The sequence below is a fragment of the Haladaptatus paucihalophilus DX253 genome (assembly GCF_000376445.1).
GTDB classification, from domain to species: Archaea; Halobacteriota; Halobacteria; order Halobacteriales; family Haladaptataceae; genus Haladaptatus; species Haladaptatus paucihalophilus.
In genome coordinates this window covers 2,053,254-2,079,124 of the sequence record NZ_AQXI01000001.1, presented here as the reverse complement: position 1 = coordinate 2,079,124, position 25,871 = coordinate 2,053,254, and the positions used below count along the sequence as shown (strand labels likewise).

24 protein-coding genes and 1 tRNA gene are annotated in these 25,871 nt (G+C 62.6%); 12 read left to right on the top strand and 13 right to left on the bottom strand.

What is annotated here, in order from left to right; genetic code table 11:
- Positions 1-8 precede the first annotated feature (8 nt).
- Positions 9-329: a HalOD1 output domain-containing protein gene (locus B208_RS0111650; RefSeq protein ID WP_007982239.1), complete on the top strand. Its 321-nt coding sequence runs from the start codon at positions 9-11 to the stop codon at positions 327-329.
- A 50-nt stretch (positions 330-379) separates the two neighbouring features.
- Here B208_RS0111650 and B208_RS0111645 read toward each other — a convergent pair whose 3' ends face one another.
- Complete coding sequence (locus B208_RS0111645; protein WP_026177819.1) at positions 380-1,216, bottom strand: TrmB family transcriptional regulator; 837 nt, start codon at positions 1,214-1,216, stop codon at positions 380-382.
- Between the two features lie 487 nt (positions 1,217-1,703).
- On the opposite strand from B208_RS0111645, the gene B208_RS0111640 reads away from it, so the two are divergent.
- Complete coding sequence (locus B208_RS0111640; RefSeq protein ID WP_007982236.1) at positions 1,704-2,243, top strand: NUDIX domain-containing protein; 540 nt, start codon at positions 1,704-1,706, stop codon at positions 2,241-2,243.
- Positions 2,244-2,256: 13 nt separating this feature from the next.
- Here the strand turns inward: B208_RS0111640 and B208_RS0111635 are convergent, their stop codons facing one another.
- The 4 genes from B208_RS0111635 to B208_RS0111620 form a co-directional block, all read right to left on the bottom strand.
- Positions 2,257-2,715 (bottom strand): hypothetical protein, encoded by a 459-nt coding sequence (locus B208_RS0111635; protein ID WP_007982235.1) that lies wholly within the window; start codon positions 2,713-2,715, stop codon positions 2,257-2,259.
- Positions 2,716-2,878: 163 nt separating this feature from the next.
- Complete coding sequence (gene hemL / locus B208_RS0111630; protein WP_007982233.1) at positions 2,879-4,219, bottom strand: glutamate-1-semialdehyde 2,1-aminomutase; 1,341 nt, start codon at positions 4,217-4,219, stop codon at positions 2,879-2,881.
- Between the two features lie 226 nt (positions 4,220-4,445).
- Positions 4,446-5,630 (bottom strand): aspartate kinase, encoded by a 1,185-nt coding sequence (locus tag B208_RS0111625; RefSeq protein ID WP_007982232.1) that lies wholly within the window; start codon positions 5,628-5,630, stop codon positions 4,446-4,448.
- 201 nt (positions 5,631-5,831) lie between these two features.
- Entirely contained in the window at positions 5,832-7,490 is a 1,659-nt protein-coding gene (locus tag B208_RS0111620) for an outer membrane protein assembly factor BamB family protein (RefSeq protein WP_232423781.1), read from the bottom strand.
- Between the two features lie 223 nt (positions 7,491-7,713).
- Between B208_RS0111620 and B208_RS0111615 the strand changes: the two genes are divergently transcribed.
- Positions 7,714-10,041: a hypothetical protein gene (locus B208_RS0111615; RefSeq protein ID WP_007982230.1), complete on the top strand. Its 2,328-nt coding sequence runs from the start codon at positions 7,714-7,716 to the stop codon at positions 10,039-10,041.
- 40 nt (positions 10,042-10,081) lie between these two features.
- On the opposite strand, the gene B208_RS0111610 is transcribed toward B208_RS0111615, so the two are convergent.
- Positions 10,082-11,176 (bottom strand): ATPase domain-containing protein, encoded by a 1,095-nt coding sequence (locus B208_RS0111610; protein ID WP_007982229.1) that lies wholly within the window; start codon positions 11,174-11,176, stop codon positions 10,082-10,084.
- Between the two features lie 123 nt (positions 11,177-11,299).
- Here B208_RS0111610 and B208_RS0111605 point away from each other — a divergent pair, with 123 nt between their 5' ends.
- Positions 11,300-11,701: a hypothetical protein gene (locus tag B208_RS0111605; RefSeq protein ID WP_007982228.1), complete on the top strand. Its 402-nt coding sequence runs from the start codon at positions 11,300-11,302 to the stop codon at positions 11,699-11,701.
- An 86-nt stretch (positions 11,702-11,787) separates the two neighbouring features.
- Positions 11,788-11,860 (top strand) — tRNA-His (locus B208_RS0111600).
- Between the two features lie 80 nt (positions 11,861-11,940).
- On the opposite strand, the gene B208_RS0111595 is transcribed toward B208_RS0111600, so the two are convergent.
- Entirely contained in the window at positions 11,941-12,180 is a 240-nt protein-coding gene (locus tag B208_RS0111595) for an amphi-Trp domain-containing protein (RefSeq protein WP_007982226.1), read from the bottom strand.
- 105 nt (positions 12,181-12,285) lie between these two features.
- On the opposite strand from B208_RS0111595, the gene B208_RS24935 reads away from it, so the two are divergent.
- Positions 12,286-12,411 (top strand): hypothetical protein, encoded by a 126-nt coding sequence (locus B208_RS24935; protein ID WP_007982224.1) that lies wholly within the window; start codon positions 12,286-12,288, stop codon positions 12,409-12,411.
- Here the strand turns inward: B208_RS24935 and B208_RS0111585 are convergent.
- Positions 12,408-13,916 carry a glycosyltransferase gene (locus B208_RS0111585; protein WP_007982221.1) on the bottom strand — a complete coding sequence of 503 codons (1,509 nt, stop codon included), beginning with the start codon at positions 13,914-13,916 and terminating at the stop codon, positions 12,408-12,410. The two genes, B208_RS24935 and B208_RS0111585, sit on opposite strands and share 4 nt — an antisense overlap.
- A 233-nt stretch (positions 13,917-14,149) precedes the next feature.
- Positions 14,150-15,022: a DUF7351 domain-containing protein gene (locus B208_RS0111580; protein ID WP_007982219.1), complete on the bottom strand. Its 873-nt coding sequence runs from the start codon at positions 15,020-15,022 to the stop codon at positions 14,150-14,152.
- A gap of 108 nt (positions 15,023-15,130) precedes the next feature.
- Between B208_RS0111580 and B208_RS0111575 the strand changes: the two genes are divergently transcribed.
- Both B208_RS0111575 and glmM read left to right on the top strand, forming a co-directional pair.
- Positions 15,131-16,354, top strand: coding sequence for an MFS transporter (locus B208_RS0111575; RefSeq protein WP_007982217.1), 1,224 nt, complete (start codon positions 15,131-15,133; stop codon positions 16,352-16,354).
- A gap of 47 nt (positions 16,355-16,401) precedes the next feature.
- Complete coding sequence (glmM, locus tag B208_RS0111570) at positions 16,402-17,766, top strand: phosphoglucosamine mutase (RefSeq protein WP_007982215.1); 1,365 nt, start codon at positions 16,402-16,404, stop codon at positions 17,764-17,766.
- A gap of 30 nt (positions 17,767-17,796) precedes the next feature.
- On the opposite strand, the gene B208_RS0111565 is transcribed toward glmM, so the two are convergent.
- From B208_RS0111565 to B208_RS0111550, 4 genes are all read right to left on the bottom strand, one after another.
- Positions 17,797-18,909, bottom strand: coding sequence for a DUF7118 family protein (locus B208_RS0111565; protein ID WP_007982213.1), 1,113 nt, complete (start codon positions 18,907-18,909; stop codon positions 17,797-17,799).
- Complete coding sequence (hisI, locus tag B208_RS0111560) at positions 18,902-19,339, bottom strand: phosphoribosyl-AMP cyclohydrolase (RefSeq protein WP_007982211.1); 438 nt, start codon at positions 19,337-19,339, stop codon at positions 18,902-18,904. Before hisI ends, B208_RS0111565 begins: the two co-directional genes overlap by 8 nt.
- Before the next feature lie 82 nt (positions 19,340-19,421).
- The gene (locus B208_RS0111555; RefSeq protein WP_007982209.1) at positions 19,422-19,703 is read right to left on the bottom strand and encodes a GYD domain-containing protein; all 282 of its coding nucleotides are present in this window, start codon (positions 19,701-19,703) and stop codon (positions 19,422-19,424) included.
- 76 nt (positions 19,704-19,779) lie between these two features.
- Entirely contained in the window at positions 19,780-20,646 is an 867-nt protein-coding gene (locus tag B208_RS0111550) for a polysaccharide deacetylase family protein (protein ID WP_007982207.1), read from the bottom strand.
- A 390-nt stretch (positions 20,647-21,036) separates the two neighbouring features.
- On the opposite strand from B208_RS0111550, the gene thrS reads away from it, so the two are divergent.
- The 4 genes from thrS (at position 21,037) to B208_RS0111530 (ending at position 25,783) form a co-directional block, all read left to right on the top strand.
- Entirely contained in the window at positions 21,037-22,974 is a 1,938-nt protein-coding gene (thrS, locus tag B208_RS0111545) for a threonine--tRNA ligase (RefSeq protein ID WP_007982205.1), read from the top strand.
- 93 nt (positions 22,975-23,067) lie between these two features.
- Positions 23,068-23,781: a phosphoribosyltransferase family protein gene (locus tag B208_RS0111540; protein ID WP_007982204.1), complete on the top strand. Its 714-nt coding sequence runs from the start codon at positions 23,068-23,070 to the stop codon at positions 23,779-23,781.
- 152 nt (positions 23,782-23,933) lie between these two features.
- Complete coding sequence (locus B208_RS0111535; protein WP_368085862.1) at positions 23,934-25,397, top strand: NCS2 family permease; 1,464 nt, start codon at positions 23,934-23,936, stop codon at positions 25,395-25,397.
- 137 nt (positions 25,398-25,534) lie between these two features.
- A complete protein-coding gene (locus B208_RS0111530) occupies positions 25,535-25,783 on the top strand; it encodes a glutathione S-transferase N-terminal domain-containing protein (protein WP_007982202.1) in 249 nt (82 codons plus the stop codon).
- Positions 25,784-25,871 lie beyond the last annotated feature (88 nt).

The window sequence follows — 25,871 nt, the reverse complement described above, 5'->3', positions numbered from 1 at the left end:
ACATAGTAATGAGTGGAGAGGAATCATCGGCCGATACCGATGATACCGAAGAAATCGTCGAGGTGAGACGGTACGATTGGACCTCCGTGGCACCGAGCATCGCCGTCGCCGAGGTAATCAGCGACGTAAAGAACAGCGATGCAAACGAACTCGCCCCGCTGTACGAGCACATAGACCCGGAAGCAATAGACCAAATCATCGACCCGGAGATAGCGAGCCGGTTCGACACCCTCAATAGGGTTTCGTTCACGTACGACGACTGTCGGGTCACTGTCCGGAGTAACGGGGAAGTGACCGCCCGATGGGACGGGTCGCCGGGGGACGAATGAAATATCGAAGAATATCGACGGCGGTAGCGGAACTATCCCCCCGAGCGCCGTCACCGTTCGTCGGCCATCGGTAGACTACCGGCTGTCCCTAATCCCGTCGCCATCAATCGGCGGGCGATGATCACGATACCGTTGTCGAACCCGCGCCCGAAGACCGCTTTTTCGCTATCGGTTTCGTCGATCGTGATTCCCCGTTCGGAACTGATCAGAATCGTGCGTCCGTCGACGAGCAGGAGCCGACTGATTACCGCATCGTCGTCGGGGTCGACCGGCGACGTGTCCAGCCACTCCAATCCGGAGACGAAGACGGTTGCGTCGGGGAGTTGCTCCTGGATGAACTCGCGTAACGTCTCGTTCGATGTGCCGATGAGAACGTCGATTCCGGACGTGTGAGCCACCCGTAATCGTTCGATGAGGTCGTCGGTGATGGACTTTTCGTGACCGACGATGAGGAGAATCTCGTCCGTGGCCTCCTCGATGAGTTCCTGCGTCCGCGTTCGAATCGGCTCGGTCCCGGCCAGAGCCCAGACTTCGTGCGTCGCGTCCTCCTCGGCGCCCGGTTCCACTGGCTCGATATCGCTCATCGTCTCGACGAGGGTTTCGGTCCGCGATTCGTACTCTTGGCGGAGCGTCTCGGCCGCCTCCTCTACCGAAACAGATCGAAACTGCTGTGGATTCGAGTGTTGAACCTCGACGAGTCCTTGGGTTTCGAGCGCACGAATCGCGTCGTAGACGCGCGTCCGAGGAACCTCCGAAATTTCGCTTATCTCCTTCGCCGTTCCCTGCGGAATGCGTGTCAACGCGACCAAACATTTCGCCTCGTACTCTTTCAATCCGAGTTGCTGGAGCAATTCGACTGCCTGCTGGTGATTAGATACGTCCTTCATGGGTCCCAACCATGCTACCGGTCGCCGCCGGTGCCGTCTGCGATGTTTTGACGCCGCTCATAAGTCAGTTCCTTTCCTGTCCATTTGATTCGTTTGACAGGTTTGTTTCACCTATTCGTTTAGACCCTTCGTGCGTATGAATGTCACTAGTAAAATAACATATAATTCGGTCCCTTACCGTATGGAGATTCTTCACTTCGAGAAAGAAGCGTCAGGTCGGAGCTGTGAGGCGAAAAACCGGCACACTGGAAGGACTTCATTCGACGAAAACGGTATTTTGAAATGGTAATTCATTCCATCATTCACCCGAATAATCACAGTAAGGTTATACCGAGGTAGTTCGAAACGATACTCGGTACGGAGTTCGACAGGGTCCCAACCAACTGTCTCCGTACCACCCTCTTTCCCGTTTCGCTGGCGATAACCGCGGTTGAGGCAACGATTCGTCGAACAGCAGAGTGATAGTTGTTTGTAACTGACGTATCGTATGACGAACGAACGCGAACAGTACGTCGGTCAAATCACGCAGAAAGCCGTCCTCTTCGGCCCGAACGGGAACGTGCTGGTGACGAAAGTAGCGGACCACTGGGAACCCCCGGGAGGCCGATTCGAGTACGGCGAAACGCTCGTCGGCGGACTTCGGCGCGAACTACGGGAGGAACTCGACGTGGACGCCAGAATCGGACCACCAGTCGATGCGGCGTACGGCGGATGGGTGGACGCCGAAACCGGAAATCCGGTCGTGACGCTCGTCTACCGATGCGAAACGGACGAGACGGAGATAGTCCTGAACGATGAGCACGACGGCTACGAGTGGGTTTCGCCCGAAACGGCGGCGGAGCGGCTGAAAGCCATCTTCGGCGGACGAATGGCGCGCGCCGTCGAGCGCGCCGCAACTCTCGACGACGCGGAGCCGTTCGCGGCAGTGACCGACCCTTACGCGGACACGGAGATGACGACGGAAGAAGTGTTGGCGGAGCTCGCCGCCGCGCGTGCCGCGGACCCGCTCGAGACGGGCGATATCTGAGCGCCGTTCCCGGTCACGGAACGCCGAGGTTGTCGTGGCGTTCGCGGAGGTAGTACAGCGCGAAGGGGACGCTCAGGACGAATCCGGCGATGACCGCGGACGAGATATCGCTCGTCAACAGCCAGACGACGACCGCGGCGGCCAGTCCGAGGAGGCCGGTGAGCGCGTAGTTTCCGCTCGGCGGTTTCCAGCCCTGTTCGGCGCGGTGTATCGCCTGCGTGTCTTGAAACACCGCGAACGGAAACACGGCGATGAGGACGGCGAAGGGGATGCCGACCGCGACCAACGAGACGAGAGCGGCGTGGACGATGGGCGAGTCGTACGTCGAGGGGAGGATGTTCGGTTCCAGCGAGATGGCGAACGCGACCCACGCGACCGTCACGACCCAGAAGACGAACACCACCGGCACCGCCGCAATCCAGTACCACCAGCGCGACTGTACCCGGTCGCCGGAGAGTTTTGGGCGTTGCATCTGTTCGTCACTTGGGACGGAGGGATAAAACGAATGTCGTCTCTCAAACGTCCCCGTCCGGAGAAAGAATCGTCGGAGTCGTCGAGGGTTGTCTGTTAGGTCGGGAGTCTCGTCAGGCAGCGAGTCCGTCGAGTAGAGGGGGTCTCGTCCGGTTCGGCGGCCGTTACAGCGCGTCCTTGTACGCCTCCAGCGTCTGCTCGATGTCCTCCTCGGTGTGAGCGTAGCTGATGAACTGCGATTCGAACTGATTGGCCGTGAGGAAGACCCCTTGGTCGAGCATCGCGGGCCAGAACAGTCGCTCCCAGCGTTCGGTTTCGGCGCGGTTCACGTCGCCCTTGTCCTTCGGACAGTACTCGAAGCGAGGACAGTCGGGGTCCTGACTGCATCCGGCCGCACACTGGCCCTCCAAGTCGCGGGGGCCGTCGCGCGTGAAGATGACTTTGAACATGCTGTCCGTGCCGACGACGGTGTACTCCGGCGCGCGGTCTTCGAGGATGTCGGTCAGCCCCGCGCGGAGTTGGTCGCCGAGCGACCGAACGTGGTCGTACACGTCGTTTTTCGCGGCGTAGCGGAGCGTTTCCAGTCCGGCGGTCAGCGAGAGCGGATGGCCGGAGTAGGTGCCCGCCTGAAACACGTCGCCGGTCGGCGCGAACTGCTCGATGATATCCGCGCGGCCGCCGATGGCACCGACCGGGAACCCGCCGCCGATGACCTTGGCGAGCGTCGTCAGGTCGGGCGTGATGCCGAACTTGCCCTGTGCACACTGCAACCCGCCGATGCGGAACCCGGTCATCACCTCGTCGAAGATGAGCAGGGAGCCGTGGTCCTCCGTCAGCTCGCGGAGGGTCTCCAGATACCCATCGACCGGCGGCACGCTGGCGCAGTTGCCCAGAATCGGCTCGGTGAGGACGCAGGCGATTTCGTCGCCGCGCTCCTCGAAGAGTTCGCGGGCCGCGTCGGCGTCGTTGAACGGGAGCGTGATGGTCTCCTCGGCGAACGCGGGCGGAATTCCGTTCGAGCTCGGCTCCGAAGCCATCCCGGCGGTGCCCTGCACGAGCGTCGATTCCTGTGCGCCGTGATAGCTGCCCTGCATGACGACGATTTTGTCGCGCCCGGTGTAGCCGCGGGCGAGGCGCACGGCGGAAGAGGTCGCCTCCGTCCCGCTGTTGACGAACCGAATCATCTCGACGCTCGGGACGTGGCGGGTGACGAATTCGGCGAGTTCCACCTCGACTTCCGTCGGCGCGCCGTACATCGGCCCGTCGGCGAGTTGAGATTGGACGGCCGACTGCACCGGTTGTGGCAGGTCGTGGCCCAACAGGAGCGGCCCGTAGCCCATCACGTAGTCGATGTACTTGTTCCCGTCCGCGTCGATGACGTGTGCACCGTCGCCGCGTTCGACGAAGAAGGGATACGGTCGGACGGCCCGAACGGGCGAGTTGACGCCGCCCGGCGTCACTGACAGCGCGCGGTCGTACAGGTTTCGTGAGCGCTCGCGGTTCATGTTCGGCCGGTTCGGACTCCCGCGTAAAGTTTGTGTCGAGAGGTGCGCGGGAACGGGGGAGAGGTCGGGTGGGAGCGAGTGGGGTAGAAGCAAGTCGGTCCGGTCCGGACCCATGCTGTACGTTTCCATGCGACATGTGAGTATCGAATCGGCGGAAAAACGACGCGAGCGGTGAACGAACGTCACGGACGGAAACACAACACCGACCGTCCGATGGTGATCGTCCCTACTGCTGGAAGTGGTTCTGAAGGATTTCGAGGGTCTGTTCCCTGTCGTCCCAGTCCACGAACAGGGCGACGCTGGTCGCGCTGGTGATGAGGTCGTGGATGTTGATGTGCGCTTCCGCGATGGGGTCCACGAGTTCGTGGATGATTCCCGGTTCGTTCGGGAGTTCGCCGCCCGTCACCCGAATCACGGCGATGGGGTCGTCCACCGTCACGCTGGAGAGCGATTCCTCGTCGATGACTTCCTGATGAAGGATGTTCTCGGCGCGTTCGGCCTCCTCCGTGTCCACGTAGAACGTGATGCTGTCCATGCCGCTCGCCACCGCGTCGATGTTGATGTTGCCCGTTCCGAGCGCGGTGGAGAGGTCGGCGAGGATGCCGGGGCGGTTTCGAATCGCACGTCCCGCCAAGGTCATGCAGGAAAGCGGCGACTCGCGCATGTCGATGAGGTTCTCGAACTGTCCCGTGACGTTCGTCCCGCCGGCCAGCAGGTCGCCGTGCTGGTAGTGGACGACGCGAACGTGTAGGTTGTCGTCCTTGTACGAGAGCGCCGACGGCGCGACGACCTCCGCTCCGCGGAACGAGAGGTTTCGGAGTTCGTCCACCGTGATTTCGCCGACGTTCCGCGCGCCTTCCACGACGCTCGGGTCGCCGGTCATGACGCCCTCCACGTCGGTGACGATGACCACTTCGTCGGCGTCCATGTAGGTGCCGAGCATCACGGCCGTCGTGTCGCTGCCGCCGCGGCCGAGCGTCGTCACGCCGCCCTCCTCATTCTCGGCGAGGAATCCGGTGATGACGGGAACGATGCCGTCCAACTCCGACGCGAGTTCGGCGGCGCGTTCCTTCGTCGCCTCGACGTTGACTTCCCCGCGCTTGTCGGTGATGACGGGCCACTGCTCGCTGCCGGGTTCGAGAAACATCGCGTCCACGCCGCGCGCGGACAGGGCGGCCTTGAGCATGCGGACGCTCGTGCGCTCGCCCATGCTGACGATTTCGGCGCGGTCGGGTTCGTCCGCGTCGAAGTGGATTTCGTCGAGGAGTTCGTCGGTCGTGTTGCCCATCGCGCTGGCGACGACGGCGATTTCGTGTCCTGCTTCGACGGCTGCTGCTACTGAATCTGCGGCACGGTTGATGCGGTCACCGCTCCCGAGGCTGGTGCCTCCGAACTTGGCGACTACGCGCACCGAACCACCGTCCGTGGTCGGTAATTCATGGGGTGGCATTGCAACGGCGGCCAGATAACTGCTTGCATGTCAAGAATTTCTGCCAGTTATTCCGCTGACAGTATCGGGGCGGTTCGGAGACCCCGACGCCAACCTCGGCAGGTCGAACGGTCGGTGACGAAGACTCAGTTCGTAGAGAGTCGAACGGTCGGTGACGAAGACTCAGTTCGTAGAGAGTCGAACGGTCGCCGTGTCGGTGGCACCGTTCGCATCCGTGACTTTCAGTTCCACCGTCAGCGACCCGCACGTCGGGATGGTAGCCGAGACTACCGAACCGGACTCCTCGTACTGACCGTCACCGTCGATGTCCCACGCGAACTCCAGTTCTCGCCCGGTCGAACAGGAAGCGGCGAGTCGAACGATATCCCCGACATCCAAGGAATCTAAATCGAGATTCGATACGACATCGATACACACGTCGAGCGGCGGGAAGTCGTCCCCTCCGTCGGGGCCATCGGACGGAAGTCGCTCGTCGCCGTCCGGTCGCCGGTCGCACGGCCCGAGGACGAAGAAGTTCGAGTAGTAGGTGTACTTGTAATCGAGCGTCGCGTTGGCTGGATACGTCACGGCGTACAGTTTGCCATCGGTAACGACGGGTTCCCCTGCGGCCGGAGCGTCTTCCGGCGACGTTTCCAAGCCGTCGTTGTCGAGCAGACACGACCACCGCAGGTCGCCGGTCGCGCTATCGACGGCGTGAACGAGTCCGCTACCGGCCGCCGGGTTCAACTTCGGCGCGTACCGGGAGCCCAAATATACCGTCTCGTCACCCACGACAGGACTGCTGAGGAACCGTCCCTGTAGTTCCGTCTCCCATGCCGTTTCGCCGGAATCCGCATCGAGCGCTCGAAGAGTCGATTCGGCGTCCAAATCGACCAAAAAGACGTGACTGTCGGTGATGGCAGGACGGCCGTCCCACCTGTTGTCACCTTTGGATTCGTACGTCCACTCGACCTCCCCGGTGTCGGACGACCGAGCTTCTATCTTGACGGTCGTGTCATCGGCGGCGATGTAATCGGTTTGAGTGTAGTACACCATCTCGCCGTTCGTCGCGGGCGTGCCGAGGGTCGCGTCGTCCTGGGGCGTACGCCACTTCACCGACCCGTCCGTCGCGTCGAGCGCGTTTCCGTCGCTCACGAAGACCGTTTCGTCAGCGTAACTCAGGGCATCGCCGACGTCCTTCGCGAGTCCGCTGACACCATTGGTCTTCCACACGATTTCGCCGTTTTCGCGGTCGAAGGCGTACGTACCATCGCGGTTCGACGTGAATAGCCGGTCGCCCGCGACGACGGGCGGGGACCACACGTCGTGGTCCGTCCGCTTCCACGTCGTCGCCCCCGACTCGGCGTCCAGCGCATATAACCCGTCCCCGTCGGCTTCCTCCGAGGTGTGTGTGGAAAAATAGAGCCGTTCGCCGTCGGTCGCGGGGGTCTTCGGACTGAAGACATCGGTGCGCTTCCACCGTCTGTCGCCGGTTTCGATATCGTACGCGCCGAGATAGCCGGACCGTTCCCCGGGGGTGTTGTTCGTCGTCGCGGCGAGGTACACGACATCATCGGCGACGACGGGTTCGACGTGGTACATACCGCCGTCCAAGTCCATCTTCCAGTCGAGTGTGGGAAACGGGGCGGGACCGCTATCGCCGGTCGCTCCCGCCCTACCCGGGCCGGACCGAGGTCCGTTCCAGCCGTTTTCCCGTCCACCCGTGCCATCGCCAGCGACGGAGACGGTACTCCCGTAGCTTGCGACACCTATCGTAATACCGACGGTTTTCAGGAACGTTCGTCGGTCAGTGCCCGTTCGCGGTGGTGATTCTCCAGACATTATTCGAGTATAAAAACAACCGTTTTTAGTATTGTTATGACGTTCCTGAATCCAATATTCAATCTTCAGGTAATCCATAACAATAGTGAATCCAGTTTTTGTACGAAGCATGCGCCACGGAGAAATCAGTAACGGAAGCACACAAGCATCCGATATCGTGGACCGAACCCTCGTTGCAACGCGAGAACATTTCATCGGGCGGCGGTCGAAGGAGGGGCGCTGAATGCCGACCTACGATATCGTGGAGGAGGGTGCCGATAATACCGGGGACACGGCGATCGATTCGGTTCTCGACGACCTCGTGGGTAGCGATACGACCATCATCTTCCCGTCGGGAACCTACCGCCTCAACGAACTCGTCGTCCCCTCCGGCATGGACGATCTCGAACTCGTCGCGCCGAACGGCGCGCGACTCGTTCCCGGACGGTCCGGCGACGACGTGCGGTGGTTGGAGGTGTCTTCGAGGGGGTTCGTCTTGGACGGATTCGAACTCGACATGCGGAACACGGAGGTCCCACCGTTCGTTCGGATGAACTCCAACTCGGGGAACTGGGAACTCAAACGGCTCGTGACCCGCGGAAAGGTTCGCGCCGCCACCGACACGAACGTCGGGTCGAACGATTCGAGCGATGCGCGCACATACTTCCGGTTGTCGGCGGACGCCGGAACCCGCGGACTCGTACAGGATTGTTACTTCCACGAAGGGGCGTGTGAACCCGACGAAGCGAGCAACCGACGGGCGGTGCTGATCGAGTCCGGGAGCGGGAAACTGCTGTTCAACCGCTGTTGGTTCGAGCAGTGGGCCGAGAACACGATATACGCGAAGAAACCCGCGGGAGCGGTGAAGGTGTACAACTGCTTTTTCCGCAACACGCAAAACGGCATGCGTCTCGGCGGAAACTCCGAGGTGAACAACACCGTCTCGATAAAGGACGCACAGCACGCGCGACAAGCGTGGTCGAACGGGTCGCTACAGCGCGGCGTGAACAGCGAGGCGACCGTTCCGACCGACCTCTCGGAGGGAATCGACAGCTACAACGGGACGCTCGTCGTCGTCAACAGCGACTTCTATCACCGATACCCCTCGTCGAGTTGCGGCGGAGCGATCACGGCACCGCACCCGTGTCAGAATATCATCGTATCGAGAGTCCGCATCAGCTACGATTCGACCAAGAACCACGACGCCATCTACACCTACGAGGGGCAGATGAACGACGGGAGTCCGGTGAACCTCGAGTCCCTCCGACTCCAGAACGTCCACGTGCGCAACGACCACGATTCGGAGTACGCGGTGTTCATCGGCGAAGAGCCGGACACGTGGGGAACGGTTTCCGGTGTCCTCGGCGGCACCGGAGCGGCGACCAACTCGTCGTACGTGCAAAACCGGATGACCATCGATGGGGACCCCGACCCACCGGTTACGGAACCCGCACTGCCGAGTCCGCCGCCGCTCGGGGAGGTCCCGATGCAGTCGGCGAAAGTCGTTCGCATCGATAACACGGGTAACAGTTCGGAATCGACCTTCGAAATCGAGGGAGGCGATCTCGTTCTCCCGAGCGGGGATGACGGCGCGACGGTGAACATGGGATGGGCACGGCCGCTGTCGGCGCGACGGGTCCCGAACTCGACGCAGGCCAAGGGAACAATACCGCCCGGTGAAGTGTACGCGTTTTACGTGACGGGCGGTATCGAGTCGACGCAAGGGAGCGGTCCGGCGACGTGGACGGTGGACGGGGAACCGTTCACACCGGGAACGACCCTCGCAACGAAGTCGTTCACCACGAACCAACCGGAGGAGGACACGTGGTGGAATGCCGAGACGGGCGTTCCGGAGACGCGGGTCGTGGTCATGAAACCGCTCTCGTACAACGGGGGTGAACCGTGTCACACCCGTCTGCGGAACGTCGGGGACGGAAGCTTCCAGTACAAACTCGAAGAGTGGGAGTACTTGGGCGGAACACACACGACCGAAACGGCCCACATGCTCGCGGTGCAACCGACCGAACGAGAGGTACCGTTGGGCGACGGGAGCACGTATTCGGTGACAGCCGGAACCGTGACAGTGAACGATAGCTTCAGTACCGTTTCGCTGGGCGATTTCTTCGACGCGCAACCGGTCGTGCTCACGAAATCACAGACGTTCAACGGGTCCAACCCGATAGTCACGCGAGTGAGGGAGGTATCACAGGGGTCGTTCGACGTGCGAGTACAGGAGGAGAGCGGCCTCAACGGACACGTGACCGAAACGGTCGGATACATCGCACTGGAACAAGCGACGGGGCGGCTCGACGGTGAGCCGTTCGAAGTGGGGCGGACCGGGATGTCCGTGACGGACGAGTGGTATCGTATCGACTTCCAGCAACAGTACGACTCGCCGCAGTTCATCGCGGACATGCAGACGTTCCACGGGTTGGATACGGCGGAACTTCGCTACCGGAACCTGACGGGGACCGGCGTCGAAGTCAAAGTCGAAGAAGAACAGAGTGGTGACGAGGAGACGAGTCACGCCACGGAAGCAGTCGGGTACGCAGTCTTCGAAGGAGCCAATTGATGCTCTCCCCGCGCTGAAGGGAGAGGATTCCCGACCGGGGTCACTCGTCCAGATTTGATTCGCCGGACTCCCCGGGGACGTCGGTTTCGTCGGCCGACCCTCCGCCGGAATCGGCGGAGGACCGATTTTCCGACGCTATCTCCGGGGATTCGCCCACGAAGTTACCCGCCTTTTCGAGTTCATCCATCGGGTCGAACGCGACGAGTCCGTTACCCCCGGTGTACTCGTAGGCGACCCACTCGGGAATCGTGAGGACGCCGTTCATCTTCCGGATGCGAACCCGTTTGATGAGCACGTCCTCGATTATCGATCCGTCCAACTGCAAGTCGATGATTCCGTCGATGACGTAGGCCATGTCGTGGGGAAAGGCGTCCTCTTCCCCGGTGAACGTCGCGCCCGCGAAGACGATGACGAACCGGCCTTTGCAGATGTCCGCTCGGATGTCCTTGACGAAATCGTACGCTCGAACGGGTTGGACGAGGGATCCGAATTCGGTCAGCGAGTCGATGGCGACGACGCCGGTGTCGCTCATAGACAGCGATTCGAGGCAGTTGTCGAGTTTGTTCTGGAGTTCGCTCGTGTCGCTCGGGTCGCGGACCGTCGTCGTCGCGTCCGCGACGATGCGGTGGAGAAACTGGTTCCACTCGTCCATCCGAGTGAACATCCGGTCGCGGTCGCTGACGCGATACGTGAAACAATCGAGGATGTGTAGGAGACCGGATTCGAGGTACGGGAGGACGTTCCACTCCAACGAGAGGAACTGCTCGATGACGGAAATCGGAGGTTCGGTGAAGCTGACGACGATGGCGGGTTCGCCGCGCCGAAGCGTCCGCCAGACGAGTTCCGACTGGATGGCGTTGTCGCGGGTTCCACCCTCACCGGAAAGGAGGACGAACGAGTTCCGCGGCAATCCCTCCGGCAGGTGGTCGTCGAGCGCCGAGACACCCGTGTTTATCTGTCGAAAGCCGTGGTAGGTCGTGAACACGCGGTCGCTTCGGCGCATCTCGTCCCGGCAGGTCCGCGAGCAGAAATCGTAGGTGGTATCGCCGTACTCCAGCGATACCGGAATCTCGGGACACGGCAGACGACAGAAATCACACCGTGTTCGGTCGGCGTTCCGGGGGTCGTCACTCATAGTCACACGTTAGCATCCGAAGGGAATGAAGCTACTCCCGGCCGCAAACCATCGGTAATCGGTATGTCGGGAACGATTGGGCTGGGCTGAAGAGTTAATGCGAGGGAGCGAGAATAGCCACTCATGCGCGTCCGAGACGCGGTAGAGGCAGACGGGGGACGCCTCGCGGCACTCGCCGACGTACCGACCGAGGTGATGGCCGACGTGGTTCACGACCGGACGGTTCGCGTGGCGGAATCGGATGGAGAAATCGACGCCTTCGTCGGGTTCGAAGCCGACGAGGAGACGGTGCACGTCACGCACCTCTTCGGCGCGGAGGCGGCCTGCGAACACCTCCTCGACGAACCGATTCGATTCGCGGAACGGGAGGCGATGCCCGTCGAAATACTGCTGCCCGAACCCGAGACCGATATCGTCGCCGTCGCCGAGAACGTCGGATTCGAAGAGTCCGACCCCGGTCCGTGGTTCGACGGCCACCGAACCCGTCGATTTCGACTGGAGAATCCGACGACCGAGACGGAATGAGTGCGAGTAACACGGCAGAAACCACCATACGCGACGTTCCTTTCCGAAACGTATTTTAATCTCTCCCGATTACCACGACATGCGTGTCCGGGTTGGGGTAGTGGACTATCCTCCAGCCTTGTGGAGGCTGGGACGCGGGTTCGATTCTCGCACCTGGACCTTTTTCGAACATTGCTTCGTGAGCGGGTAGTTCTCGGAACCATCCGCGAGCGACTCACGCGCGACGTTCCCGAAACGGACTACTTCGGTTTCCAGTCGAGTTTTATCGAGACGGTCTCCCGGTCCCCGCGGAGCACGGAGGACGACTCGCGGATGCCGATTTCGTAGCCGATCTTCTTCCGCGGCGAGAGCGTGACCGTCTTGTTACCGACGTCGATATCGGCGGAACCTTTCCCGCGGAGTTGGGCCGCGATATCTTCGAGGAGGTCCGCCGCTTCGTCGCGCGTTACTTGTGCTTCGTGAAGCGTCTTTTCGGACATGGACGAAGGCGTACTTCACACTGGAAAATAGCTGTTGTGGGCACGATGTTCGGACGAAACCCGCGAACGGAAGGTTCGGCCGGGCGAAATCGACCGGTACGGAGGGTGGTACGCTATGTTTCCGTCGGCGTCGGTTTTGCGGGCGAAAACCTGTCGAGTACGAAGTGGCACCCGTCCGCCGGTGTCCTCGTCGGATTCGTGGCGTTCGTCCCGCTGGTGTTCCTCCTCTAATCGACCAACTCGCCGAGCGTGTCGAGCCACCGCGTCACCTGCTCGAAGACCAGGTAGGTGTCCGTGACGTGGCGCTGGGCGCTGTAGGACCAGTCGTCCCACCGCTCGGGCGACCCGAGCACGTCGTCCAGCGTGCGGGCGACCGATGCCGGGTCGCCCGAGTCCGGGACCAACCGTCCGTCCTCGCCGTCGCGGATTTGGGCGCTGATGCCGCCGGTGTCCGCGCCCATCAGGACGGCCCGTTTCCACATCGCCTCCGTCACCGTGAGACCGAATCCCTCCTGAAGCGAGTTCTGGGCGACGACCGAGGAACACCGCTGGAGGGCGTTGATGACGAGCGCGCTGTCGTGCTGGTCCGGCGGCATGACGACGACGGCGACGTCGGACCGTACCTCGGGGTCGAGCGCCAGCCATTCCTCCTCCAGATTTTCGAGCGCCTGGCGTCCCTCCGGGTCGTCCGCCACCGAGGAAGGGTCGGGACCGACGAGGAGGAGACGGGCGTCCTCGATTCGCTGACGGTGAGCGGCGGAGCGCTCCGAATCGGTCGAATCGTCGCCGCCGTTCGCGGCCGTCTTCACGGAGGCGTCCACGTCTTCACGAACGTCGCGTTTGAGTTCGGCGAACCCGCGCAACAGGGGAACGAATCCCTTGAGACCGTCCCAGCGGGAGATCTGACAAATCGTCGGACGGAAGAGCAGGCCGATGTCGTCCGGGTCCGTCGCGGGCGCGAACGTGCCGTCGGCCTGTAATCGCCGCGCCGGTTGGTCGAACCGCTCGACCGGGTGGTCGGTGTCGATGAGGTCCGCCCGCGCCAGAACGGTGGCGGCCTCCTGCGGCTTGAGACGGCGGTTCTTCGCGCTGAACGGGTCGATTGCGGGCGGGATGATGTCGGCCTCGGTTTCCAGAAACGCGGGAACGTACGCGGGGAGCGTGAACACCGTCCGGTCGTAGTCGGCTATCCACGGGCGGAGGAACTCCCACGCGGTTCGGGATTTTTCCGAGTGCTCCTCGGAACCGATGTGACACCGCCAGACGGCGGGAACGTTCAGCGCGTCGGCGACCATCGAACCCGCCGCGAGCGGTTGCGGGTCGTGGACGACGAGCACGTCTTCGGGTGCGATGTGGTCTTCGAGTTCGTCGGCGACCGAGCGACTCGTCGCTTCGTAGATCGACCGCTCGTGGTCCACGAGGTCGGGGTCGCCCGCACCGTGCAGGAGGTTGTGAATCCCCTTCGTGAATTCGAAGAACACCGGTTCGTCCACGTCGATGACCGCCCATTCCGCATCGATACCGAGCGCGCGGAAGAGGCCGACGAGTTTCGGCATCATCTCGGCGACGCCACCGCCGCTCGCCGTCGAGTTCACCATCCAGACGGTGCGCCCGTCCAGCGCTGCCACGTCGTCGGTGACGGCGTTTTGCATCGTTCGGACCGAATCCCGAAGGACGGTATCGGTCGCGTACTCCTCGATAGTGTGTTCGACCTCGATGTCGATGAGTCGTATCATTGGTACCGCCGCGATGCTATGTGGGATGACAGCACACCGTAAACAGATTGTGTTCGAAAACTGGCAAACGAACGGAGAGCGGCGGACGAATTCGGGTCAGTCGTAGGTACTAAAATCTACTGGAAAATACTATTTTACACTGAAAAATACTAAATGGCATCGAATACTACTGAACTCGTTTCTCGACTACTGAACGCTACTCGACCAGTCGGGAACGGGCGATAGACGAACCGTCATCGTTCGCTAACGGTCGTCGAAACGACGGTCCCTTCGTTATCGACGGTCAATCGAAGCGCCTCGGAATCGAGAGGGATGCGGAGACGGAGGCGGGGTGGGTCGTCGTCGAGGACGGTCAGATAGTCACGGTGGAGCGCCCAGTCGAGGTCCCAAAGATACCGCTCGTCGAGTGAGACGCCGCGTTCGGCGTGAAAACCAACGACTCGGGGGTCGTCGCGGACGAGACACCCGACGGGGAGGTTCGCCATCGCCCAGCACGCGGAACAGGAGACGCGGAGTCGGTACGGCACGTTTCCGGTACCGAGTTCGGGTCGGTAGTCGGTGAGGGTGCCGGACATCCGGGAACCGCATTCGGGACAGGTACCGGCGGCCGCGAGGGCGTTCCAGCGGCGGGTCCACACCTCGAAAGCGTCGAGGAGGTCGTCGCGGCGGGTCGTCGGCGCTGGCGGAAAGGGGTTGTGCAGGAGTTCCTCGCCGCAGGATTCACAAGCGATGTGGACGCGTTCCTCCTCGTAACGGGCGAACAGCGCCGCGTCCCCGCACTCGTAACACGTTCCGGGTGCGTCGAGCGTCGTCCCGTCGGCCTGCTCGGTGAACACGCCCGCAGTCAGCGCGCTCGCCACCTTGCGGCCCGCGTAGGTGAGCGCGTAGCCGTCGGACGATTTTCTGACGAACTGCCCGACGAGGCGCTGGAGGTGATAGTTGAAGTTACCGCTGTCGCGGAGGCCGACCCGTCGTTTGAGGTCGGCGTAGGGGAGCGAGGAGTGACCCTCGCGGAACGCCTGCTGGAGTTCGTAGAGAATCGAGACGCGGCGTTCGTTGCCGATAGCGGCGAGCGCGTCGGCCGGGTCGGGTCGCTCGTCCTCCATGTTCGGTCGTTCGGCGAGGGCGAATAAAACCCCCGTGAAAAATGTCAGCGTTCTATGTGCAATCGAGTGCGCAGAAGGAACTCGGTGCTGTCGCACGGTCGAGTAGGTATGTGGCAGTCGAATCGGAACATCGGCCTCTACTACGCCTACAAGTCCACGAAGGCGGTGGAGTTCTACCGGCCGATAATGTATCTCTACTTCCTCTCGCTCGGGTTGGATTACACCGGAATCGCCATCCTCGAAGGAATTTACAACGTCACGACCCTCGTCTCGGAGATTCCGACGGGATACGTCGGCGACCGGGTCGGCCGACGGAACAGTCTCCTCATCGGGACGACCATCATCACGCTGACGCTCGTGGGCATCGGTTTCGCGGGGAACTTCGCACAACTCGCGGTGCTGTACGCCTGCTGGTCGTTCGGCTACACCTTCCGGTCGGGGAGCAGCGACGCGTGGCTCTACGATACGCTCACCGACGACTTGTCGGAGGACAGGTTCGCCCACGTGCGCGGACGCGGGCAGGCGGTCGCCCTGCTGGTCGGCGTCGTCGGGTCCGTACTCGGCGGCTATCTCGGGAACATCGACCTCGCCTACCCGTTTCTGGTCGCCGCCGGGGTGACTGGAATCGGCGTCCCCGTCCTGCTCGCAATGGACGAACCCACGAGTTACGAGGAGAGCGAATCCGACGAACTCGGCGTCCGGGAGGCCGTCGGCGTGATTCGGGAGACGCTTTCGAATCCGCGGCTTCGGGCCTTCGTCGTCTACTACTTCGTCCTCTTCTCGGCGGTGTCCTACCTCGTGTTCATGTACGTCCAACCGGTGTTGGAGACCGTCCTGCCGCAGGTCGGCGTTCCGAAGGGAAGCGTCGAACCCATTCTCGGCTGGTTCTACGCCGCAATCAGTCTCCTCTCGGCGGGACTGAGCTACTACACCGGCGCGATTCGGGAGCGAATCGGCATTCGAACGTGGTTCCTCGTGATTCCGTTCGTCGTCGGCCTCGGCCTCGTCACGCTTCGTTTCGTCCCGGTACTGGCGATTCCGGCGTTCCTGTTCGCACGCGGTATCGCGGAGACGACCCGCTCGCTGGCGTCCCAATACGTCAACGACCGCATCGAGACGCTCGGACGGGCGACGGTGCTGTCCGCGCTGGCGATGGTGAGTTCGCTGACCGTCATCCCCTTCCAACTCGGGAGCGGACTGCTCTCGGACGCCGCCTCCCCGCTCACGGCGCTGGCGGTCGCGGGCGGCGTTCTCGTCGTCGGGTCGCTCGCCGTCCTCGGCTGGGAGTCGCCGGTGAAATCAGCCACCGGACAGCGCGCTGAGGCGGAGTAGCACCCGTATTCGGAATCTCTTTGAAGGCAGAAACCCCACGCCCCCACATGAAGGTGTTCGGGTCGAGCGGGACGAGAGGGGTCGCCAACGACGAACTAACCCCCGAGTTCGTGCTCAAAATCGCGAAGGCGGCGGGGACGGTCTGGCGCACCGACCGAGTTGCGCTGGCACGGGATACACGGGCTACGGGAGACATGCTCGCGGACGCCGCCGCGAGCGGGTTGGCGAGCGTTGGGTCGGACGTGGACCGACTCGGCGTCGTTCCGACGCCCGGCGCACAGGCGTACGCCGAAAGCGAGGGCGTTCCCGCGTTGATGATAACCGCCTCGCACAACCCGCCGGAGTACAACGGCGTGAAACTCATCGGCGACGACGGTATCGAACTCGCCGTCGGCAGCCTCGAACGAGTCGAAGAGAAGTTCCTCACCGAGAAGTTCGAGGAGGTTCGCTGGAGCGAGACGGGTCACAGCCACCTCATCGAGGACTCCCGCGAGCGGTACGTCTCCCAACTGCTCGAATCCATCGACAGGGACCGAATCGCCGACGCGAACCTCACCGTCGCACTCGACCCCGGACACGGTGCAGGGTCGCTCACCTCACCCGAATTCTTCCGCAAACTCGGCTGTACCGTCGTCACGACGAACAGCCAACCCGACGGCCACTTCCCGGGTCGTGACCCCGAACCCGTCCCCGGAAATCTCGCCGACCTCGGCCGGTTGGTCGAAGCAAGCGGCGCGGACGTCGGCATCGCACACGACGGCGACGCCGACCGCGCCATCTTCTACGACGAGAACGGCCAGTACATCGAGGGAGACGCCACGCTCGCCGCGCTCGCCGCCGCACAACTCGAACCCGACGACGCCGTCGTCTCCGCCGTCAACGTCTCACAGCGCCTCGTCGATGTCGCACACGAGACGGGCGCGAGGCTCGAACTGACGCCCATCGGAAGCACCAACATCATCACGCGAATCAGAGAATTGGAGGACCAAGGCGTGTCCGTCCCCGTCGCGGGGGAGGGCAACGGCGGCGTCTTCTTCCCGACCTACCGATTGAGCCGCGACGGCGCGTACACCGCCGCGAAGTTCCTCGAACTGCTGGCCGACGAGCGCGCGAGCGCCATCGTCGAACCGTACAACGGCTATCACAACGTTCGGACGAACATCTCCTACACGACGGACGCGGAACAGGACGCGCTCCTCGCCGCCGCCGAGCGGGAGGCCGAGAAGTCGAACGCGGAACTCAACACCCGCGACGGGTACCGACTGGACTTCGGCGACGCGTGGGTCCTCGCCCGCCCGAGCGGGACGGAGCCGATGGTTCGAATCTACGCCGAGGCGCGCGAACGCCACCGCTCCGAAGAACTCGCAGAAGAGATGGAAACAGCGCTCCGCGCGGCCAAAGCGAACGTCTGAGCGCGGTTCGTTTTTTCGACCCGAACGACCCTACCGCGAGGGATACTCGTCGAGCGCGTCGGAGAGCGTGTCTTTTCGCTCCCGCGCCCGTTCGAGTTCGTCTGTCACGTCGCCACGGGCGAGTCGGTCACGCTCCTCGTTGGAGAGTTCCGAGCGCGCTCGTGCGGCGGTGCGGAGGCGTTCGAAGTCGTCGTCGCGGGTGAGTCGTTCCACCTCGCGGAGCCGCGTGATGGCCTCCGGCGGTGCGAAGCGGTCCGCGACGCGAATCGCCTCGTCGCACCACCAGCGGAGTTCGTTCGCGGCGGCGGGCGGCCAGTCGATGGTGAGCGGTTCGGGACCGAGACGGTCGAGGTACGTCTCGTTCGTGGCGACGGCACGCTTCAGCGCCGCGGGGTCGGCGACGTAGTGTTCGAGTTTCGACCGGGAGTAGTGCGCGTATTCGAGCAGTTCGGGGAGGGTGAGGTCCCCGGCGTCGCTGTCGAGGAGGTACGCGCGGAGTTCGTCCGGCGGCGGTTGGAACTCGATGAGAGGATAGTGTTCGGTCGCGGCGAGGAATTCTATCAGTTCGCGGACGTTCTCGTCGTGAGTGAACGATTCGAACGCCTCGGTGATGGCGTCGTTGGCGGCGTCGATGGGTTCCCGAAGCAGTTCCGTCGGGGCGTCCAAGTCGGCGTCGCCGAGTTCTCGGAGTCGTTCGAGGTCCGCGATTCGCTCCTCAAGTTCCGTTACCCGTTGTGAGACGGTGTGCCGGACGTCCCGGTAGCGCTTGCGGGCCTCGTTTCGCTCGTCCGAGAGGGCGACGATATCTTCGGCGGGCGAAAGGGCGCTCCGTCCGTTTTCGAAATCGCGCTCGCTCAGCCGACGTTTGTCGATGGCGTTTTCAGCCCGTTCGAACGCCTCGCGCGCGGGCAAGTCGTCGGGAAGGTTCTCCACGAAGTCGGCGAACTGCCCTTGGAACTGGACGAACGCCTGGAAGTCGCCGGTTCCGGTCGCCTTCCCCTCGTAGCGGTCGAGGAGGTGCGTGGCGCGGTCGTAGGCGTCGGCGACGGCGCGGATGGACTCCTCGCCGTACTCCGCGACGGCGGCGTTGGCTTCTCGGCACGCCTCGTCCGCGTCGCGGAGTCGGGTCAACGGGTCACTCATAGGCCTCGTCGGGGTCGAACACCCGTTCACCGACGACCGTCGTTTCGGCGGTTACGGCGGACGCGTCGGTGGGGTCGGTCGATTCTTTCTCGTCCCGATTCACGGAGTCGAGGGTTTGGTAGAAACAGGACTCGTAGCCCGTGTGGCAGGCACCGCCCTCCTGCTCGACGCGGTAGAGGAACGTGTCGCCGTCGCAATCGACGCGAACGTCCGCGACGCGTTGGACGTGACCGCTTGTGCCGCCCTTCTTCCAGAGTTCGTCCCGACTCCGGGAGTAGTAGTGAGCGAACCCGGTTTCGAGTGTCTTCTCGATTGCTTCGGGGGTGACGTACGCCAGCATCAGCACGTCGCCGGTGTCGGTATCCTGTGCGATTGCGGGGAGTAATTCGGTGTCATCGAACGCGAGGGCGACTTCGGACGACTCGTTCATGAATGAACGAACGAATCGGTGAAGAATATGCTTTTCCGCTCGGGGAAGAAATGGTTTTTATCCATCATTTTCGGAGGAGAGGTCAGTCCTCGACCAGTCCCGCGAAATCGGCCATCGGGATGATTTCCATCGTCTGCATGTCCATCCCGTGGCGTTCGACCGCGATACCGGCCTTGAACGCGGTGTCGCGGTCCGGCGCTTCGAAGATGAGCAGGAAATCGTACTCGCCGAGCACGGCAAAGCTTCCATCCAGTTCGACGCCGAACTCCTCGAATTCGAGGCGGATGTCGCCCCACGTCGAAACGAGGTCTTGGGCGTTCTGAACGCTCGTTCGAATGTCTACGAGTGCAACGTACTTCGCCATGAATAACGAATCGAGACGCAACGGGAAAACGGTTGTAGCCACCTTCTTAAAACAGTCGTCCGCGACGGCGGACGGGTCAGTCGCCGAGCATCGCCATCGGCTCACGGTCGCCGCTCCGGACCTCCGCCGCGACCGTGCTCACGTCCGCGAACTCGACGCCCGGTTTCGCCCGCATGTGCCCTATCAACTCCTCCAACCGGGTCGTTCGCGGTGGTTGCCCGATGACTTGCGGGTGCATCGCCAGCGTGAAAATTCCGTTTTCCACGTGTTCGTACATCCAATCGAACTGCGCCCGCCAGAGGTCGAACACCGACCGCTCGTCGGCGAAACCCCACAGAATCGACTGCTCCCAGACGAACATCAGCGCCGGGAAGTCCGCCCGTTTCCACGATATCGGCACCTCCACGATGTCGCTCTTCTCACCGATTTCGTAGGGCTTGTCCTGCGGTGCGCTCCAGTTCTTCCGGAGGTAGTACGGCCGGAAGTCGTTGCCCATCTGGCTCGAATCCCACTCGAAGCCCAGTTCGTCGAGGATGTCGAGCGTGTGCGTCGAGAACTCCCACGCGGGGGACCGAAAGCCGACCGGGGGACTACCGGTGATGTCCTCGATGTTCGTCATCGCGCGTTCGTACTCGGCCTTTTCGTCCTCTTTGCTGTCGAACGTGCTCGGGTTGACGTGCCGCCAGCCGTGACACTGGATGTCGTAGCCGCGGTCGTGGACCTCGCCGACGCGCTCGGGGAAGCTCTCGATGGTGTGGCCGGGGACGAACCACGTCGCCGGAATCCCGTGTCTGTCGTGCAGGTCGAGGAGTCGGGGTGCGCCGACCCACGCGCCGTACACCCCCCGGGACAGTTGCGTCGGTGCGTTCCCGACCTCGAAGGTGTGAATCCACACCGACACCGCGTCGAAGTCGTAGGTTAAACAGACGGTCGCGTCACTCATCGAGAACCGTGACAACGGGGAGCGGCTTACCTGTAGCTCATTGGTACAGTTCCGAGAGGAGTTGGATTACGGGTACCCGGCGGGAACCCGTCGAAGCGACGTCCCGCACCCGCACACCATGTCCACAAACCACACCCGCACAAGATATATATATCGTCCCGCGAGTACGGTTGGATGAGCAACACGATGCTAGGTGACTGCTTTACACGCCGGGTTCTCGCCCGCTAATCTAGTCACCACCATCGTCGTTTTCCCGCCCGCTTCCGACACGGAGAGCCACGCGTATCGAAGGGATAGCAGCGGCGCGAACGGGCGTTCGCGCCGCGCGCGACGGCATCCGGTCGAAGCGGGAGAGCGCTCCATCGAAATCAGAAATCACCAGTCACAACCATGAGCCAGCAATCTCAGAACGGAGTAATCGTATCGCTTCCCGACGGGTCGAAACGCGAGTTCGACGGCCCCGTTTCGGTCTCGGACGTCGCCTACGACATCGGGCCGGGACTCGGCGAGGATTGTCTCGCCGGAATCGTGGACGGCAACCTCGTCGCCCCGGAGTATCGAATCGGGTCGAACTCCGACCTCCGAATCGTCACGCCGGGCAGCGAGGACGCCGTGCGCGTCCTCCGCCATTCCGCCGCGCACGTCCTCGCACAGGCCGTCTCGCGGCTGTTCCCGGACGCGAAACTCGCCATCGGCCCGCCGACGGACGAGGGGTTCTACTACGACTTCGACGGCCTCGACATCGACGAAGACGACCTCGCGGACATCGAAGCAGAGATGCGGGACATCGTGTCGGCGGACTACGACATCGTGCGCGAGGAGGTATCCCCCGAGGAGGCGCGCGAGCGCCTCGCCGACCAACCGTACAAACTCGAACTGCTCGACGACATCGCGGCGGACGAACCGGTCACGTTCTACCGACAAGGGGAGTTCGAAGACCTCTGTGCCGGGCCGCACGTCGCATCGACGGGCGAGGTCGGTGCTCTCTCGCTCCTCGAAATAGCGGGGGCCTACTGGCGCGGCGACGAGGACGAGGCGATGCTCACGCGGATGTACGGCACGGCGTTCGAGCGCGAATCCGAACTGGAATCGTTCCTCGAACGGCGGGAGGAAGCCGCGAAGCGCGACCACCGCAAAATCGGGCGCGAGATGGACCTGTTCTCGGTGCCCGACCACTCGCCGGGATGCGTCAACTTCCACCCGAACGGAATGGCGATTCGGCGCGAACTGGAGGAGTACGTCCGCGAGAAGAACGCCGAACTGGGTTACGAGGAGGTGAAGACGCCCGAACTCAACCACACGGAACTCTGGAAGAAGTCGGGCCACTACGACCACTTCAAGGAGGAAGGCGAGATGTTCGCGTGGGAGCAAAACGGACACGAGTACGGCCTAAAACCCATGAACTGTGCAAACCACGCTCACATCTACGACGACCAGCGTCGGTCCTATCGTGACCTGCCGCTTCGGTTCTCGGAGTTCGGCATGTGCTATCGAAACGAGCAGTCCGGCGAACTCTCGGGGATGTTGCGGGTGCGCGGATTCACGCAGGACGACGGCCACGCCTTCGTCCGTCCCGAAGGGATTCGGGAGGAAATCGCCCGCACGCTGTCGGTCATCGACGGCATGTACGAGGCCTTCGGCTTGGACGCCCACCTCGTACTGGAGACGAAACCCGACGACGCCATCGGCGACGACGAACTCTGGGAAAGAGCACACGAGGCGCTCCGGAACGCGCTGGAGGACGAGGGGTTGGAGTACGACGTGGCCGAGGGCGAAGGCGCGTTTTACGGGCCGAAAATCGCCATCAACGTCGAGGACGCCATCGGGCGCGAGTGGACCATCGGAACGGTGCAGTTGGACTTCGTGCAACCCGAGCGCCTCGACATCAGCTACGTCGGCGAGGACAACGAGGAACACCGGCCTGTGATGATTCACCGCGCCCTGCTCGGGTCGATGGAGCGCTTCATGGGCGTGTTCATCGAGCACGTCGCGGGGAAGTTCCCGTTCTGGCTGGCACCGGAGCAGGTCCGAATCCTCCCCATCACGGACGACGAATCGGGCTACGCCGAGGAAATCGCGGACGAACTCGGGTCGTTCCGCGTCGAGGTGGACGACCGGGACTGGACGCTCGGGAAGAAAATCCGCGCGGGCCACGACGACCGCGTACCGTACATGATAATCGTCGGTAGCGACGAAGCCGAATCGGGAACGATTTCGGTGCGCGACCGTGAGGAGAGACAGGAGGGCGGCGTCGAACGCGACGACTTCCGACGCCATCTGGAGGCCGAGTACGGCGAAAAGCGCCTCCACCCGGACTTCCTCGACTGACCCGCGTCACGAACCGAATCCACATAGTTGTGACTAGACGAACCGAATCCAGCATCGAAGTGTTCAAGGTTGCACGATGATGAGTAGCGGGGTATGAACCGAGCAGAGAAGGCCAATCTCCAACTACAGGCCGTCTCCGTCCTTCGAATGCTCAAGGAGACTCGAACCTACGACGAACTCGCCGAGGTGACCGACCTCCCGGCGGGCGACCTGAATCGTTACGTGAACGGACACGTCCTCCCCAGTCCCGACCGCGCGGAAGCGGTCGTGGAAGGGGTCGGACGCGAGCAACTCGCGGAAGAACTGCAGGCCCGGACCCGCCTCGACCCGGAAGGGTACGTGGACAACTCCGGGGTCGTCTTCGACCAGTCGTTCCTCGACCTCGTTGCCCCCGTCGCCGTCGAGACGTTCGACTTCGACCTCCCCGACGTCGTGCTGACTGCCGCGACGGACGGCATCACGCTCGCCGCCGCGATGGCGAGTTACTTCGGCGCGCGCTGTGCCTACGCCAAGAAGTCGAAGGAAACCGCCGTCGAGGAGTTTATCGAGGCCCGCCAGCGACTCGCCTCGGGTATCGAACTCACCTACTACCTGCCCGCCTCGGCCATCGCGCCCGGCGAAACAGTGCTGGTCGTGGACGACCTCATCCGTTCGGGCGAGACGCAGGAACTCCTCTTGGACATCGCCGAGGACGCGGACGCGAACGTCGGCGGCGTCTTCGCCCTCATCGCGGCCGGAACGGAGGGAATCGAACGAGCGAAAGGACGGACGGACGCCCCCGTCGGCGCGCTTGCGTCGTTCGAATAACGTCTCGGTAGCACGCGGTAATGAGCATCGTCATGTAAATTTTGCTCGAATGTGGGCGAAGGATTCCCCGACATATACATAATTACGTATTGGTGCCTAGATTCGATGAGAACTGTTAAGTAGGTATTCGCGTTTATGCTCACTCGTGAATCATGGGGCTAAAAGACATCAACGGTAATCGGCAGGAATCGGGCGTATCCGGCATGCTAGCTGACTACTTCGGTTTCGAGGAGCACGACACGACCCTCGGGACGGAGATCATGGCAGGGATAACAACGTTCCTGACGATGAGTTACATCGTCGTCGTGAACCCGTCCATCCTCGCGGACAACCCGCAGATACCGATTCAGGACGGTATCAACCTCGCGGGCTACTCGTACAACCAGACGGTGGCGATGCTCGCGGTCGTGACCATCATCGCCGCCGCGGTTGCGACGTTGACGATGGCGTTCTACGCGAACAGACCGTTCGCACAGGCACCGGGTCTGGGCCTGAACGCCTTCTTCGCGTTCACCGTCGTCGGAACGCTCGGCGTCTCGTGGCAGACGGCGCTCGCCGCCGTCGTCGTGGAAGGTGTGCTGTTCATCCTCCTGACCGCTATCGGCGCACGAAAATACATCATTCGCCTGTTCCCCGAACCCGTGAAGTTCGCGGTCGGAACGGGTATCGGACTGTTCCTCGCCATCATCGGACTCGAAGCGATGAACGTCGTCGTCGCCGACTCGGCGACCCTCGTCACGCTCGGCCCGGTCGCCTCCGACCCCACAGCGATCCTCTCCGTTCTCGGTCTCTTCCTCACGTTCGCACTCTACTCCCGCGGAATTCCGGGTTCCATCATCATCGGCATCGCCGCGACCACCATCGCCGGTTACGCCGCCGAGTTCTTCGGTCTCGTCGGCGCGGGAACCCTCACCCCGGCGATGACGGGTGCGACTTACGACATCTCTCCCGTCGCCGGTGCGTTCGTGAGCGGCCTCGGAGCCCACGGACTGACCACGCTCGACGGACTGTTCTCGTTCGGCCTCATCGTGTTCACGTTCTTCTTCGTGGACTTCTTCGACACCGCCGGAACGCTCGTCGGCGTCGGACAGGTCGGCGGCTTCCTCAACGACGAGGGGAACCTCCCCGAAGTCGAGAAACCGCTGATGGCCGACGCCATCGGTACCACGGTCGGCGGTATGCTCGGCACCTCGACGGTGACGACGTACATCGAATCCGCCTCGGGCGTCGAGGAAGGAGGCCGAACCGGGATGACGGCGCTCGTCATCGGCGTCCTGTTCCTGCTCTCGCTCGTGTTCGTTCCCTTGGCGGCCGCGGTGCCCCAGTACGCCTCGCACATCGCGCTGGTCGTCATCGGCGTCGTCATGCTGGGCAACGTCGTTGACATCGCGTGGGACGACATCACCAACACCGTCCCTGCCGGAATGACCATCCTCGTCATGCCCTTCACCTACTCCATCGCCTACGGCATCGCCGCGGGCATCGTCTCCTACCCCATCGTCAAACTCGCCGCCGGAAAGCGCGATGATATCCGCCTCGGTCACTGGGCGCTCGCCGCGGCGTTCGTCCTCTACTTCTTCGTCCGCACGAGCGGCGTCCTGCAAGGGAACGTCTGAACGCCACCCCACTCCGCTCCGCTGTTCGAAAACCAGCGGGGTTTCTCATCGCCGGACGGATTCCTTTCGTCACTCGAAATCCGGCGGAATTCCTCGCGAACAGCACACTCTTATTTCTCACTTCCCTATGCGCTCGTATGTCGAACATCGAACTGTACGAACTCAGAGGGTGCCCGTTCTGTTCGAAGGTGACGTCCAAGTTGGACGAACTCGGGCTGGACTACGAGACGCACTCCGTTCCCCGAAGGCACTCGCAGCGAACCGAAGTGAAAGAAATCAGCGGGCAAACCGGCGTGCCGGTGCTGGTCGATACGGAACACGGCATCGAAGGGATGCCCGAGAGCGACGACATCAACGAGTATCTGGAGACAACGTACGGCGAGTAACGATGCCGAGTCGAAGCGTTCGGTGCGGAATTCCGACGTTCGGTTTCGTCCTCGTGGCGAAAATGAACGGAAAACCGGGCTGACGGGA